Origin of the sequence: Zoogloea sp. (assembly GCF_044344315.1) — a bacterium.
GTDB lineage: Bacteria > Pseudomonadota > Gammaproteobacteria > Burkholderiales > Rhodocyclaceae > Zoogloea.
This window is the reverse complement of the sequence record NZ_JBIJDC010000029.1, coordinates 1-14,159: the sequence shown is the minus strand read 5'-3', so window position 1 is coordinate 14,159 and position 14,159 is coordinate 1. Positions and strand designations below refer to the sequence as shown.

General features: G+C 66.0%; 18 protein-coding genes. 13 read left to right on the top strand and 5 right to left on the bottom strand.

From position 1 onward, the window contains the following. Nucleotides 1-3: 3 nt before the first annotated feature. The gene (locus ACIQ09_RS08570; protein WP_398308195.1) at nt 4-207 is read right to left on the bottom strand and encodes a SlyX family protein; all 204 of its coding nucleotides are present in this window, start codon (nt 205-207) and stop codon (nt 4-6) included. Nucleotides 208-366: 159 nt separating this feature from the next. On the opposite strand from ACIQ09_RS08570, the gene ACIQ09_RS08565 reads away from it, so the two are divergent. From ACIQ09_RS08565 to ACIQ09_RS08530, 8 genes are all read left to right on the top strand, one after another. Further along, the gene (locus ACIQ09_RS08565; protein WP_398308193.1) at nt 367-2,304 is read left to right on the top strand and encodes a U32 family peptidase; all 1,938 of its coding nucleotides are present in this window, start codon (nt 367-369) and stop codon (nt 2,302-2,304) included. A gap of 9 nt (nt 2,305-2,313) precedes the next feature. Then, nucleotides 2,314-2,973, top strand: a complete 660-nt coding sequence (locus ACIQ09_RS08560; RefSeq protein ID WP_398308191.1) for a hypothetical protein — start codon at nt 2,314-2,316, stop codon at nt 2,971-2,973. A 77-nt stretch (nt 2,974-3,050) separates the two neighbouring features. After that, nucleotides 3,051-3,962 (top strand): transglutaminase N-terminal domain-containing protein, encoded by a 912-nt coding sequence (locus ACIQ09_RS08555; RefSeq protein ID WP_398308189.1) that lies wholly within the window; start codon nt 3,051-3,053, stop codon nt 3,960-3,962. A 3-nt stretch (nt 3,963-3,965) separates the two neighbouring features. After that, a complete protein-coding gene (locus tag ACIQ09_RS08550) occupies nt 3,966-4,232 on the top strand; it encodes a hypothetical protein (RefSeq protein ID WP_398308187.1) in 267 nt (88 codons plus the stop codon). Next, entirely contained in the window at nt 4,229-4,612 is a 384-nt protein-coding gene (locus ACIQ09_RS08545) for a thioredoxin family protein (RefSeq protein WP_398308185.1), read from the top strand. The genes ACIQ09_RS08550 and ACIQ09_RS08545 overlap by 4 nt, the downstream gene beginning before the upstream one ends. A 25-nt stretch (nt 4,613-4,637) precedes the next feature. Next, on the top strand, nt 4,638-5,048 hold the full coding sequence (locus ACIQ09_RS08540; protein WP_398308183.1) for an HIT family protein: 411 nt from the start codon (nt 4,638-4,640) through the stop codon (nt 5,046-5,048). Nucleotides 5,049-5,154: 106 nt separating this feature from the next. Next, a complete protein-coding gene (locus ACIQ09_RS08535; protein WP_398308181.1) occupies nt 5,155-6,675 on the top strand; it encodes a cyclic nucleotide-binding domain-containing protein in 1,521 nt (506 codons plus the stop codon). A gap of 44 nt (nt 6,676-6,719) precedes the next feature. Beyond that, nucleotides 6,720-7,742, top strand: coding sequence for a class I SAM-dependent rRNA methyltransferase (locus ACIQ09_RS08530; protein ID WP_398308179.1), 1,023 nt, complete (start codon nt 6,720-6,722; stop codon nt 7,740-7,742). A 45-nt stretch (nt 7,743-7,787) separates the two neighbouring features. Here ACIQ09_RS08530 and ylqF read toward each other — a convergent pair whose 3' ends face one another. Then, a complete protein-coding gene (ylqF, locus tag ACIQ09_RS08525; protein ID WP_398308177.1) occupies nt 7,788-8,729 on the bottom strand; it encodes a ribosome biogenesis GTPase YlqF in 942 nt (313 codons plus the stop codon). Nucleotides 8,730-8,815: 86 nt separating this feature from the next. Between ylqF and ACIQ09_RS08520 the strand changes: the two genes are divergently transcribed. The 3 genes from ACIQ09_RS08520 to ACIQ09_RS08510 are packed head-to-tail and all read left to right on the top strand — an operon-like array spanning nt 8,816 to nt 10,852. Next, nucleotides 8,816-9,388, top strand: coding sequence for a DUF1415 domain-containing protein (locus ACIQ09_RS08520; RefSeq protein WP_398308175.1), 573 nt, complete (start codon nt 8,816-8,818; stop codon nt 9,386-9,388). Further along, nucleotides 9,375-10,238, top strand: coding sequence for a class I SAM-dependent methyltransferase (locus tag ACIQ09_RS08515; protein WP_398308173.1), 864 nt, complete (start codon nt 9,375-9,377; stop codon nt 10,236-10,238). The genes ACIQ09_RS08520 and ACIQ09_RS08515 overlap by 14 nt, the downstream gene beginning before the upstream one ends. After that, nucleotides 10,232-10,852 (top strand): hypothetical protein, encoded by a 621-nt coding sequence (locus ACIQ09_RS08510; RefSeq protein WP_398308171.1) that lies wholly within the window; start codon nt 10,232-10,234, stop codon nt 10,850-10,852. Before ACIQ09_RS08515 ends, ACIQ09_RS08510 begins: the two co-directional genes overlap by 7 nt. Here ACIQ09_RS08510 and ACIQ09_RS08505 read toward each other — a convergent pair. Next, nucleotides 10,837-11,346, bottom strand: coding sequence for a DUF4124 domain-containing protein (locus ACIQ09_RS08505; RefSeq protein ID WP_398308169.1), 510 nt, complete (start codon nt 11,344-11,346; stop codon nt 10,837-10,839). The two genes, ACIQ09_RS08510 and ACIQ09_RS08505, sit on opposite strands and share 16 nt — an antisense overlap. 173 nt (nt 11,347-11,519) lie before the next feature. On the opposite strand from ACIQ09_RS08505, the gene ACIQ09_RS08500 reads away from it, so the two are divergent. Together ACIQ09_RS08500 and ACIQ09_RS08495 are read left to right on the top strand one after the other, a co-directional pair. Continuing rightward, complete coding sequence (locus tag ACIQ09_RS08500) at nt 11,520-12,059, top strand: LPP20 family lipoprotein (protein WP_398308167.1); 540 nt, start codon at nt 11,520-11,522, stop codon at nt 12,057-12,059. A 3-nt stretch (nt 12,060-12,062) separates the two neighbouring features. Further along, the gene (locus ACIQ09_RS08495; RefSeq protein ID WP_398308165.1) at nt 12,063-13,229 is read left to right on the top strand and encodes a flagellar assembly protein T N-terminal domain-containing protein; all 1,167 of its coding nucleotides are present in this window, start codon (nt 12,063-12,065) and stop codon (nt 13,227-13,229) included. A 7-nt stretch (nt 13,230-13,236) separates the two neighbouring features. Here the strand turns inward: ACIQ09_RS08495 and ACIQ09_RS08490 are convergent, their stop codons facing one another. Both ACIQ09_RS08490 and ACIQ09_RS08485 read right to left on the bottom strand, forming a co-directional pair. Further along, entirely contained in the window at nt 13,237-14,031 is a 795-nt protein-coding gene (locus tag ACIQ09_RS08490; protein WP_398308163.1) for a DNA adenine methylase, read from the bottom strand. Continuing rightward, the gene (locus ACIQ09_RS08485) at nt 13,979-14,155 is read right to left on the bottom strand and encodes a Com family DNA-binding transcriptional regulator (protein WP_398308245.1); all 177 of its coding nucleotides are present in this window, start codon (nt 14,153-14,155) and stop codon (nt 13,979-13,981) included. The genes ACIQ09_RS08490 and ACIQ09_RS08485 overlap by 53 nt, the downstream gene beginning before the upstream one ends. Between the last annotated feature and the right edge of the window lie 4 nt (nt 14,156-14,159).

Genomic DNA, 14,159 nt, shown 5'->3' with positions numbered 1-14,159 from the left:
CGCTCAATAGTGCGGCGGGATCTCTTCCCGCAGATCCCGCGCCTCGGCCGAGGGCGTGGATGCCTGCAACTGCCTGGCCAGTGCCACCAGCTGGCGCTGCAGAGCATCGATCTGCTCCTGCTGACGGTGCACGGTGAGATTGAGGGTATCCACCAGGTCTTCGGTCAAGGCGAGCTTGATCTCGATTTCCATCAGTCGGGATTCCATGTTTCGGCCCTTTTATGAGTGAGAGCGGGATTGTCCCAGCGCCTCGGCCCCGCGCCAAGCCTTGCTTTCCCGGGCATGGTCGACGCTCCCGGCGCTACCGGGGATAATGCCGGGTTGCAAGCTGCCGCCCGAGCAGCACACCCACCCCGAGAGCGCTCCATGAACCATTCCCGCAAACAGCTCGAACTCCTCGCCCCGGCCCGCACTGCGGACATCGGCATCGAGGCGGTCAACCACGGCGCCGACGCCATCTACATCGGAGGTCCGGCCTTCGGCGCGCGGGCCAATGCCGAGAACACGGTGGCCGACATCGAGCGCCTGGCGCGCCATGCCCATCGCTTCGGGGCGCGGGTCTTCGTCACCTGCAACACCATCTTCCACGACGCCGAGCTCGACGGCGCCTCCGCCCTGATCCGCCAGCTCCACGAAGCCGGCGCCGACGCCCTGATCGTCCAGGACATGGGCCTGCTTGAGCTCGACCTGCCGCCCATCCAGCTCCACGCCAGCACCCAGACCGACATCCGCCACCCCGAAAAGGCGCGCTTCCTGCAGGACGTGGGCTTTTCGCAGATCGTGCTGGCGCGTGAGATGACCCTCACCGAGATCAAAAAGGTGGCCGCCGCCACCGACTGCACCCTGGAGTTCTTCATCCACGGCGCCCTGTGCGTAGCCTTCTCGGGGCAGTGCTACATCAGCCACGCCCACACCGGGCGCAGCGCCAACCGCGGCGAGTGCTCCCAGGCCTGCCGCCTGCCCTACGACCTGTCGGACAAGGACGGCAACGTGTTGGCCAGCAACCAGCACCTGCTGTCCATGAAGGACAACAACCAGAGCGCCAACCTGCGCGCCCTGGCCGACGCGGGCATCAGCAGCTTCAAGATCGAAGGCCGCTACAAGGACATGGCCTACGTCAAGAACATCACCGCCCACTACCGCCTGATCCTCGACGGCATCATGGAGGACGCGCCCGAGTACTCGCGCACCTCCGCCGGGCGCAGCACCTTCCTGTTCCAGCCCCTGGCCGACAAGACCTTCAACCGGGGCGCCACCGACTACTTCGTGAACGGCCGGACCGCCGACATCGGCGCCTTCGACTCGCCCAAGTTCGTCGGCGAGCCGGTAGGCAGCGTGATCCGCCTGGATGGCAAACAGCGCCGCCACTTCGACACCACCAGCGCAGTCGAGCTGCACAACGGCGACGGCCTCAGCTTCTACGACCGCAAGGGCGAACTGGTCGGCCTGCGGGTGAACCGCGCCGAGAAGATCGGCGAAGACTTCCGTGTCCATACCGCCGAGCCCGTGCCGCCCGACCTGTTCCCGGGCAGCGGCCTGTTCCGCAACCGGGACCATGAGTTCGAGCGCATGCTCGAAAAGAAGTCCGCCGAACGCCGCATCGCCGTGGACATACTGTTCGCCGAAACCGCCGACGGCTTCGCCCTCACCCTCACCGACGAGACCGGCATCTCCGCCAGTGCCAGCCTGCCCCACGCCAAGGAGCCCGCCAAGGATGCCGAACGCGCCCTCGGCGGCCTGAAGGACAGCCTTGGCAAACTGGGTACGACGATTTTCGGGGCGGGCCGCATCGAGCTGCAGCTGTCCGCGCCGTGGTTCCTCCCTGCCGGCGCCATCAACGCCCTGCGCCGGGATGCGGTGGAGCGACTCGAGGCCGCCCGCCTGGCCGCCCTGCCGCGCCTCATGCCGCGCCCCGCCGTCGAGCCGCCGGTGCCCTACCCCGAAACCGAGCTCAGCTACCTGGCCAACGTGCTCAACCAGAGGGCCCGGGACTTCTATCACCGTCACGGCGTCGAACTCATCGAGGCCGCCTACGAGGCCAACGAGCACACTGACGACGCCTCCCTGATGATCACCAAGCACTGCCTGCGCTACAGCTTCAACCTGTGTCCGAAGGAAGTGAAAGGCATCAAGCCCGACCCGATGACCCTGATCAACGGCAAGGAAAAGCTCACCCTCAAGTTCGACTGCAAGCGCTGCGAGATGCACGTCATCGGCCGCATCCGTCAGTCGGTCCTCGACACCCCGGCCGTCCCGGTGGTGTTCCATGCCAAGGTGCCTGCGGGCTTCCACGCCCCCCACTGACCCCCATCCATGAAATTCGCTCTCGGCATCATCCTTCTCGCCCTGGCCGTCCTCGTCGGGCCCGTGGTCTGGCAGTTCACCCACTACGACCCCCAGGCCGTGCCCACCTCCGGCCTGCCCTGGCAGATCGAAACCCTGCCCAGCGGCGAGTCAAAGGTCTTCGACCTGACCCTCGGCCGCAGCACCCTGGCCGACGCCCGCGCCCGCTTCGGCAACGAGATGCAGCTGGCCGTCGTCGCCGAGCCTCAGGAAACCGGCAACGCCGAGGGCTACTACGAAGCCATTACCCTCGGCTTCGTCGCCGGCAAGCTGATCATCACCGCCGACCTGTCGAAGGAAGTCATCGAAGGCATGCGCGAGCGTGCCCCGAAGACCGAGTACATGCAGAGCACCACCCGCAAGGCCACCCTCGCCCAAGCCGACCGGGCCGCCGTGCTGGCCGCGCCGATCCGCGGCATCGCCTTCATCCCCAGCGCCCAGCTGGACGAAAGCGTGATCCTCGAACGCTTCGGCCAGCCCAGCGAGCGTATCCGCGTCAATGAGCACCTGGAACATCTGCTCTACCCCGCCAAGGGCCTCGACATCGTCCTCGACAGCAAGGGCAAGGAACTCATGCAATACGTGGCGCCAGCCCGCTTCGAAGACCTCCGGGCCCCCCTGCGCAAGTGAGTCCGGCTGGCCGGGCAGGCAGGCACGCCGCGGTTTCTGCCCCATAATCCGGACGATCCCCTTCGGAAGGCGTTCCCATGTCGGTCATCCTCGAAATCGAGCACACCACGCTCTACCGCTACCGCAAGCCCGTCAGCTTCGGCGAACACCGCATGATGTTCCTGCCGCGTACCAGTCACGACATACGGGTACTCACCTGCACACTGGACGTGAGCCCCGATGCGGAGATCCGCTGGGTGCATGATGTGTTCTCCAACTCGGTCACCCATGTGCGCATTCCCGGCCAGGCCACCGAGCTGAAGTTCGTCGCCCGCGTGACCGTCGAGCACCTGGGCGTGCGCAACCTCGAGCTTCCCCTGGCCGCCTCCGCCGAAGTCTTCCCCTTCGAGTACGGCGTGTCCGAGCGCTACGACCTGCGCAACTTCGTCGAACCCTGCTACCCCGACCCCGGCGGGCATCTGCGCCTGTGGGCCGACCAGTTTCTCACCCGGGGCCAGCACCGCAAGACCCGCGAGCTGCTGATCGATATCGCTACCGGCATCCGCGAACAGTTCTCCTACACCTCCCGCTATGTCGAGGGCACCCAGTCTCCCCTGCAGACCCTGGAGCTGAAAAGCGGCACCTGCCGTGACTACGCCCTGTTCATGATGGAGGTCGTGCGTCGCCTGGGCTTCGCCGCCCGTTTCGTGTCCGGCTACCTCTACGACCCGGCCCTGGATGGCGGAACCGACGTCATGATCGGCTCGGGTGCCACCCACGCCTGGCTGCAGATCTACCTGCCGGGCGCAGGCTGGCTGCCCTTCGACCCCACCAACAGCCTGTTTGGCGGCGACAACCTGATCCGCGTCGCCTACGTGCGTGATCCCGCTCAGGCCAGCCCCCTCACCGGCAGCTACACCGGCCACGACGGTGACTTCATGGGCATGGAGGTGGACGTCAAGGTGCGCAAGCTCGCCGTCCTGCCCACCGACCTGCAGACCCGAGCGTGATCCGTGGCCAGCCAGTCCGCCGAACGCCGCCGCTGCCTCAGCTGCAACCGCTGGGGTGGTGAGCGCACGCCGGGCAGCACCCCCGACACGGTGGACTACGACGAAGACAATGACCGCGGCCCTTGCCAGGAGGGCCCCTGGCACGGCAGCAGCCGCCGCGGCCCGCGCAACGCCTGCGGCCAGTGGGTCAGATGGATCGCCCTCGCTCCGCCCACGCTGCCTCCCGCCCTCCCGTCGGCCCCCGAAACCGGCGACAATCCTGCCCGATGAACACCGACACGCCTGAATTCCTCGTTGCCTGCCTGTGTGCCGCCTGGTGCGGCACCTGCCGCGACTACCAGGCCGGCTTCCACGCGCTCGCCGAGCGCTTTCCCGCCGCCCGCTTCCTGTGGATCGACGTGGAGGACGATGCCGACCTGGTCGATGACTATGACGTGGAGAACTTCCCCACCCTGCTCATCCAGCGCGACGACACCGTGGTCTTCTTCGGCACCATGCTGCCGCATCTGGAACTGCTGCAGCGCACCCTCGAGAGCTTCCACGCCCAAACCCCCGAGGAGAGCCGCCGCCATGCCCATGCCGACCCCCTGCGCCGCAGCTGGCAGACCGAACGCAACCTGAAACGTGCCCTGGCCGCCAGGGGCAACTGACAACGACAACACGGAGACCCCACCCATGGACGACTGCATTTTCTGCCGCATCGTACGCGGCGAGCTGCCCGCCTCGAAGATCCACGAGGATGAGCACACCCTGTCCTTCCTCAACATCGTGGCGGCCCACCCCGGCCACGCCCTGGTCATCGTCAAGCCCCACGTAGCCAACATCTACGACCTGGACGAAACCCTGTCGGCGGCCGTTTTCCAGGCCACCACCCGGGTCGCACGTGCGGTCAAGGCCGCCACCGGCTGCGACGGCATCACCCTGTTCCAGGCCAACGAAGTTGCTGGCGGCCAGACCGTCTTCCACTTCCACATCCACGTCCTGCCCCGTTTCAACGACGACAAGCTGCTGCCCTTCTGGCCCGCCAGCTCCCCCGGCCGCGAGGCCCTCGACGCCATGGCCGAACGCCTGCGCGCCGTGATCTGAAGCCCCTCCGCCCCCTCCGGCACCCGCCCCTTCATTCGGGCGGGCGCAGTCCGTTAAGGGTAATACTGCGGCTCGCCGCGCCCGCCGACCGGCCCCCTTCCCTGCCATGACCCTGCCCTTCCTCAGCCCGGAAGCTCCCTACGCCATCCTGCTCATGCTGGTCGGCGCCGCCCTCATCCTGCGTCCGCTGCAGGCCTGGCGCCGCTCGCTGATGAATACAGGGGTGTTCTTTGCCGCCTGTCTGATGGGCGATCTGCTGGCCGGGCTGCTGGCCGATCAGGTCCAGCCTGCTGCCCTGCGCTGGCTGCGGGAGATGGCCGTTTTCGGCGAGGGCCTGGCGGTGATCCGCTACCTCGGCCTGGCCCTCTTCAATGTCGTACTGCCCCGCATGCGGGTGCACATCTCCGGCATCCTGGCGGATATCCTGGTGATCATCGGTTACGTGGCCTGGGCCTTCCTGCGCCTCAACCTGGCCGGAGTCGAGTTCTCCCACCTGTTCGCCACCTCCGCCGTCCTCACCGCGGTGGTCGCCATCTCCATGCAGGACACCCTGGGCAACCTGCTCGGGGGCCTGGCCCTGCAGATGGACAATTCGCTGGAGATCGGCGACTGGATCCAGATGGGCGACGTGGCCGGGCGGGTCAGCGACATCCAGTGGCGCTACACCGCCATCGTCACGCGCAGCGGCGAACGGGTCGTCATCCCCAACAGCCATCTCATGAAGAACCGTTATGCGGTGATCTGCAACAAGCGCCAAGCGGTACCCCAGCAGCGGCGGATCATCGCCTTCAACGTAGACCTGTCGGTGCCGCCAGCACGGATCACCACTGCCGTGCTGCAGGACATCCAGACCGCCCGCGTCCCCAACGTCAGCCTGGACCCGCAGCCCCAGTGCCTGCTGATGGATTTCGGACCGGGCTTCGCCCGCTACCAGCTGCGCTACTGGCTGATCGATCCCGGACCGGATGAGATCACCGACTCCGACGTCCGTCACCACGTGCTCGCCGCCCTGCAGCGGGAGGGCATCCGCCTGGCGGTCAGCGACCAGACCATCCACCTGGTGCAGGAGGGTGAAGCCCACCGGGGCGAAGTCCGTGCCCGGGAGCTCAATCGCCGCCTCCAGGCCATTGCCCAGATCGACCTATTCTCACGTCTCTCCGAAGCCGAACAGCTCGAACTGGCCGGACGCCTGGTAAACGCACCCTTTGCGCGGGGTGACATCGTCACCCGCCAGGGCGCCATCGCCCACTGGCTGTACATCATCGTCAGCGGCGAAGCCGAGGCCTGGTGGCAGCCCCCCGACGGCAGCCCCCAGCGCCTGCTGGAAAAACGTGGCCCCGGCAGCGTCTTCGGCGAGCTCGGCCTGATGACCGGCGCACCACGGCGGGCCACCGTCATCGCCACCACCGACATGGAAGCCTACCGCCTCGACAAGGCCGGCTTCGAACACATCATCCGCGCCCGACCGGAACTGGCCGAAGGCATCTCGGCCATTCTCGAGGCCCGGCTCGAACACTTCCAGGCCCTCGAAAGAGGCCATGCCGAGGGCAAGCCCGCCTCCCATTCCACCCAGGGCTCGGACGTCGCCGCCCTGGGCAAGAAAATCCGCGAATTCTTCGGGCTGTAAGCCAACCCGCAGCCCTTAACCGTTTCCCAGAAAGCAAACGCACCATGCCCGACTCCCGCCCCCTCATCACAGCCCTCGGCGCCGCCCTCGACGCCAGGCGTGACCTGATCGCCCAGCTGCACGCCGAGGGGACTGACGCCTACCGCCTGTTCCACGGCACCGTTGAAGGCCGCCCCGGCCTCACCGTGGACCGCTACGGCAGCCTGATCCTGACCCAGAGCTTCCACGGCCCCCTGTCCCAGGCCGATGAGGAGGCGCTGGAGGCCTTCTATCTCGAGGCTTTCCCCGACACCGATCACGTCTACAACGACCGCAGCCACGCCAACTCCCGGGTCAGCAATCCGCTGCCGCCCGAGCGCCTGGCCCGCGCCGAGGCCCTGCGGGAGTTTTCCGAACTGGGGGTCAAGTACAACGTCCAGGCCCGCCATGGCGGCCAGGACCCGTGGCTGTTCCTCGACCTGCGTGCGGCGCGTCGGCGCATCATGGCCGAAGCCCCCGAAAAATCCGTGCTCAATGTGTTTGCCTACACCTGCGGCGTCGGTGTGGCCGCGGCCAAGGCCGGCGCGCGGCATGTGGTGAATGTGGATTTTGCCGAGTCCAGCCTGTCCGTGGGCAAGGCCAATGCGCGCCTCAACACCCTGCCCTTCCGGCCGCGCTTTGTGAAGAGCGACGCCTTCGCCGCCATGCGCCAGCTGTCCGGCATCGGCCAGCCGAAGATGGTGCGGGGCAAGCACCTGCCCCCCTTCCCAGCGCTGGACAAGCACCGCTTCGACCTGGTGTTCCTCGACCCGCCCCGCTACGCCAAGAGCGCGTTCGGAGTGGTGGACCTGGTCAATGACTACCCTGCCCTGTTCAAGCCCGCCCTGCTGTGCACCCACGAGGGCGGCACGCTGGTGTGCTGCAACAACGTGGCCCAGGTGGAGCGTGAGGCGTGGGCGGATCAGCTGGTACGCAGCGCCAAAAAGGCCGGCCGCGAAGTCCGCGGGATGGAATGGATCGTCCCGGAAGCGGACTTTCCCAGCAGCGACGGCAACCCGCCCCTGAAGACCCTGCTGCTGCGCGTCTGAGCGCAGCGGGTCAGCGGCCCCGCCCCTTGCAGGCAGGGCCGGCGTTCATTCGTCCCGCTCTGCGTCACTCTCCCGGTCGGCCTCGAAGCCGGCCTCCTTCGCCGCTGCCTTCGCGGCCTCGGCTTCGGCATGGGCGAGCAGCATGGCGGCGCGGCTGTCCGGACTCTCCAGGCTGACCCGGCCAATGGCGCCATCCCGGTATTCCTGGAGCAGGATCAGGGATGCCTTCTCGATGTCGAGCCCGCCGCCCTTGAGCAGGCAGCCCCGGCGCCGGGCAATGGCCTCCACCAGGGCTGGCCCATCCAGCCCCTCGACGGACAGCTTGTAGCGAGCCGCCAACAGGGCCGGGTAGCGGGCCAGCAGTACATCACCGAGAAAGTTGGCCACCGCCTCGTCGATCACCGCGTTACGACCGATGGCGTGGCTGGCGGCAAGCATGTAGCCGTCGGAATCATAGGCGATCTTCGGCCACATCATGCCCGGGGTGTCGATGAGCGTGGCCGTGGGCGACAGATCCAGCACCTGCTGGGTCTTGGTCACCGCCGGCTCGTCCCCCACCTTGGCCACGCGCTTCTTGAGCAGGGCATTCATCAGCGTGGATTTGCCCACGTTGGGGATGCCCATGATCATCATGCGCAGCGGCTTGAGGCGGTCGTTGCGGTGGGGCGCCAGGGGCCGGCACAGGCCCACCACCTTGGCCACGTCACCTGGCTTCTTGCACGACAGGGCCACTGCATGCACCCCCTTCTGGGCGTTGAAGTGGGCCAGCCACTGGGCCGTGACCGCCGGATCGGCCAGATCGGCCTTGTTGAGAATCTTCAGGCAGGGGCGCTGGCGGTGCACCCGCAGCTCCCGGATCATCGGATTGCAGCTGGCCTCGGGCAGGCGGGCGTCGAGCACTTCGATGACGACGTCGATCCGTTCCATGCTCTCCGCCGCCTTCTTGCGGGCGGAAGTCATGTGACCGGGAAACCACTGGATGGACATGGGCGTGCGCTGAATCAATGTAAGCCCGCCATTATCAGGGCAAAATGTCGCCCTCTTGAAGGAAACTCTGCCGGACGTCCCGCACCATGAACCACGAAGAAGTCATCGCCGCCACCCGCGAATGGGTCGAAAAGGCCGTCATCGGCCTCAATCTGTGCCCCTTTGCCAAATCGGTCTACGTCAAGAACCAGGTCCGCATCGTGGTCAGTGACGCCCGCCACCTGGACGGTTTCCTGGAGGATCTGGACCGGGAGCTCGACCACCTGGCCGAGGTCGATCCCGACGTCACCGACACCACCCTGCTGGTGCACCCCACGCTCTTCCCCGACTTCCTGCTTTTCAACGATGTGCTCGAGATCGCCGATGAGGCCATCACCGAACATGAGCTGGAGGGCGTGCTGCAGCTCGCCAGCTTCCACCCGGACTTCCAGTTCGAGGGCACCGAGCCGGACGACATCACCAACTACACCAACCGTTCCCCCTACCCCACCCTGCACCTGATCCGTGAGGCCAGCATCGACAAGGCGGTGGAAGCCTTCCCCGAGGCCGAGGAGATCTACGAGCGCAACATGGAAACCCTGCAGAAGCTGGGGATTGCCGGCTGGAAGGCCCTGGGCCTGACGGTTTCGGGCGCTGCCAAAAAGCATGGCGAAGAATAAGCCCGCCGCCGCCAAGCCTGCCGGCACACCGGCAGTTCACCCGGAGATCCGCCCGGGTCAGTCTGTTGAGCTGCTGAAAGAACTGCACATCCTGACCCGCGACGGCCAGCTCAACCAGGACAGCCGGCGCAAGCTCAAGCAGGTCTATCACCTCTACCAGTTCATCGAGCCCCTGCTCGCCGAGGTGCTGGCCGAGACCGGCGACCTGAGCCTGGCCGATCACGGGGCCGGCAAGTCCTACCTGGGCTTCATCCTTTACGACCTGTTCCTCAAGGACAAGCCCGCCGGCACCATCCACGGCATCGAAACCCGCGCCGAGCTGGTCCAGCGCTCCCGCGAATTGGCCGAACGCCTGGGCTTTCCGCGCATGCACTTCCTGGATGTGAGTGTCGAGGAGTCCACCCACTCCGGCCAGTTGCCGGAGCGCATCGACGTGGTCACGGCCCTGCATGCCTGCAACACCGCCACCGACGACGCCATCCAGTTCGCCTTTGCCAAGGACGCGCGCTTTGTGGTGCTGGTGCCCTGCTGCCAGGCCGAGGTGGCCAGCGTACTGCGCCAGAACAAGAACGCCAGCTTCGGCAAGACACCCCTGTCGGAGATCTGGCGCCACCCGATCCACACCCGGGAGTTCGGCAGCCAGCTCACCAACGCCCTGCGCTGCCTGCAGCTGGAAGCCCACGGTTACCAGGTGACGGTGACCGAACTGGTGGGCTGGGAGCATTCCATGAAAAACGAGCTGATCATCGCGCGGCGTACCGGCACGCCCCGCAAGAACGCCCGCGAACGCATCGAGGCCATTCTGGAGGAGCTGAATCTGGATGAACTGCGAGGCCGCTTCGCGTGCTGAGCCTTAAACTGGCTCTGGCCCTTGGACTGGTGGCAGTCTTTGCCCCACGCCTGCCCCATCTGCGCCAGCGTTATGACGACACGGCGCTGAGCCCGATCACCCGCAAGCCCGAAGCCGATCCCGGTGACGAAGCCCTCAAGCACCGCCTCGCCGCCTGGGTTGCCGACGGCGCCGGTAACGGCACCAGCCTGACACCCTGGGCCATGCCCCGGGTGCCCAAGCCCCTTAGCGGCCTCAAGCTGCCTGCCACCCAGGAAAACGCCATCCGTCACTTCGGCTACCGCCTGGCCGGCTATCACCAACTCGACGAACGCGGCCGGATCGGCGGCATCGTGTACCGCATCGGCGTCCAGCTACGCCCCCTGCTGTGGTTTCTGCCACGCCGCGAGGACGAGCCTTGGGACGATGCCTGGCTGGACGAGGTGGACGACGGCCGCCTCGCCGCCCTGGCCCGGTGGAACCCCCGCCGCCCCACCCTGATCGTCCTTGATCGCCTGCCCCCCACCCGGGTGGATCAGGTCACCACCGCTCTGGGCTTTGCCGCCCGCAAGGCCGAGCAGCCGATCCGCCTTCTCGTGCTGGAAAACACGCCCCCCACTCAGCGGAACGGGTAGGACCGCATCAAGGCCGGTGGCGCCGCAGGCGCCGGCCGTGGGGCAGGCGGTACGACCACCGGAGGACGATAGCGCGGATACACCGGATAGATCGGAGCGGAGTACATGGGCACCGCGGCCATCCGGGCCTGACGCTCACTTTCCTCCCGCTCAAGGCGCTGACGCTGCGCCTCGGCCTGGCGTAGTTCCTCATCAAGCCGCCGCCGCTCGGCGGCCTCCCGCGCCTGACGCGCTTCCAGCGCCCGTGCCTCACGCACCAGGCTGTCACTCCGCGACATCGCCTCCATCTGCTCCTCCCGGCTCAGGGGAGGCGGCGTATCAACCCGCGTCACACGGCTCCCGCTGCCGCAAGGCCCATCCGTGTAGGTCACACGGCCGTCGGCACCGACGCACTTGTTGACTGCCTGGGCTGGCGCACTGCCCGCCATCAGGACCAGCAACGACAAGAGCATGCGGTGGCGCCACCGCGCAGCCACCATATCCACTACCTCCATTCCATTTCACTCCAGGGCTGAAGACCCTTCCACAGATTAGGCCGGCGTGAAGGCCGGCGCCAGCCTGGCGCACAGGGGACGGCGCGCACGCCTCGAAGAAACAATAAAAACACTAAAGTTATTTTATTAATTGACGAAATCCTCAAAATCAATAAATTAACAAGGAGAGCGTCATGAATAAGATCAAACTTGCCACCCTCGGCGTCGCCATGTCCATCCTACTGTCCGGCTGCACATCCGTGTCAGGGCCTTGCTGCATGAACGTAGCAGCCCCACGCCCGGCGGTGCTTGCACCGCAGAAAGTTCTGGCCGTTGGTTATGGCGCCCTCGGCAGCACTTCCTCCCAGTACACCCTGGGCCAGCAGAAGCTCATGGCGATGCGGGCAGCCCGGGTCGATGCCTATCGGGTCCTGGCGGAGCAGGTGTATGGATTCCGCGTGTGGGGCAATACCGCCGTTTCATCCTTTGCCACTCAGAACGACAACATCCGGACCTATGTGGACGCCTTCATCCGGGGGGCACGCCTGGTTAACATGACAGCGGTTGCCGATGGCAACTTCGAGGCCACCGTCGAACTGGATCTCACGCCGCATTTCTTCTCCTGCATCGCCAGTGCCGGTCAGTCACCGTGCAGCGTACCCGCCGTCAGCGAAGGCTATTGCGGCTTCTCCGGCTGCGTTCAGCCAAGCGCCTACTATTACTCGGCACAGTAAGGCATGGGCTGGCACATCGCTCCGCGGCTGCTCGGGCTCCTCCTGGCCCTGTGCGCAGCAGGCACCGCTGCCGAGCCGGTGACTGTTACCGGCTCGGCACCAATCCGCGGCGAACGCAGCGCGCTGGCCCGGGAGGAAGCCATCCGCAATGCCCTCGCCGACGCCAGCCGGCAGTCCTCCCTGCAGGTCGACGCGCGCCTCGGAACATCCGGCCAGGCCCTCGCCTTCGACCAGATCCTGGTGAAGTCGTCCAGCCGCATCCAGCAGCACAGCATCCTCAGTGAGGGCGTGCAGGGCGACACCTACCAGGTGACCATGAGGGTGGAGCTTGCCAACGAGACCCAATCGGGCCTCAACCAGGCCGCCTGCCGCGAAAGCCATGGCAAGCGTGTATTGATCATCGGCTTCCCGGTCAGCCGCCCTGAACATCTGAAGTTCAACGAACTGTCGGGCTATGCCCAACTGACTGCAGGGGAACTGGCCCGTCGCCTGGGTGGGGGAAACCTCCTTGCCGATCACGACGGTGACCTGATGCTCAACACCGGCGCGCCGGAGCGGGTCATCACCGCCCCGCCGCCCGACCAGCAGGCATGGCAGCAGATCCGGCAGAGCGCGCGACAGCACCGGGCCCAATACCTGATCACCGGACGTTTCCATTCCCTGGCCACGAGCGCCAACGAGACCCGGCGTGAACTCGATCTCGACGTGCAGATCCTGGACGGAACCACCGGAAGTTGCGTGGCCCGCCAGCGCTTCACCCACAGCGCCCACGGCCGGGTTCGCGTCCCCGAGAACGCGGTGTTTGGCAGCACCACCCACTACGCCAGTGATTTCGGGCGCGCCTATGCGGCCGCACTTGACGAGATGGCAGACTGGGCCAGACGCAGTATCAGCTGCCTGCCCTTCTCAGCCCGGGTCATCAAGGCGGACGGCGCAAACATCTACCTCGACGCCGGCGCTGAACAGGGTCTCGCTCCCGGCGACAGCTTCTCCGTCTTCAGGTCGGCGACGCGCCCTGTCATCAGCAGCGACGGTGAGATCCTCGGACTGGAGAAGACCCCGCTGGGCGAGTGTAAGCGCGCGGGACATTTGGCACAGATTCGCACGACAAAAGGCACGGTGAGGGGCGTTACTTCTGGGCCTGAACGCCCCTCTGATCCGTGGTTGTAACGCCCCCCTAGAACAGCTGTCCAAATGTCGCCGGATCCCAGTTCGTGATGACAAGTTCGCGGCTTGTCTTTGGGGCGCCAGTTGCCTGGTTGCCGTTGCTGTACTTGATGTCCAAGCCAAGCTGGTGGAACTGGCTGAAGAGGCGCCGGATATCCGGGTGGTCGTTGATGGAGAACATCACTTTGCCCGCACAACTAGCCATCAAATCCGCGAGTCTCTCGTACTGATCCCACCCGAAATCGACGCCGTAACCCTCGGTCTCCCAGTAGGGAGGATCCGCGTAGAAGAAAGTGCGGGGTCGGTCATAGCGGCGCAGGCATTCATCCCACGGAAGATGCTCGACATAGACCCCAGCCAGGCGCAGATGGGCCGCGCTGAGACCCTCCTCAATGCGGCACAAATTGATGGCTGGCCCTGTCGTCGCGGTCCCAAAGGTCTGGCCGGATACCCTGCCTCCAAACGCATGGTGCTGGAGATAGTAGAAGCGGGCGGCCCTCTGGATGTCCGTCATTGGCTCGGTGGGTGAGTCCTGCATCCACTTGAAGACCTGACGGGACGAGATCGCCCACTTGAACTGCCGGACAAACTCCTCCAGGTGATGCTGGACCACGCGGTAGAGGTTGATCAACTCGCCGTTGATGTCGTTGAGTACCTCGCACTGCGGCTGATGCCCCTTCAGGAAGAACAGGGCGGCGCCGCCGGCGAAGAGCTCCACGTAGCACTCGTGAGCAGGGAACATCGGGATGAGCTTATCGGCGAGACGCCGCTTGCCCCCCATCCAGGGGATTATCGGATTGGCCATGTCGGTCTCCAGTCGGGAGGCTCATGGCCTTCAGGTTGTTAATGAACTTGCACCTGTCACACTTGATGCTCAGCTCGATGTAGGTGCCTTCAGCGAGCTTCTTGCCGCACTTGCAGCAGCGGATTTCC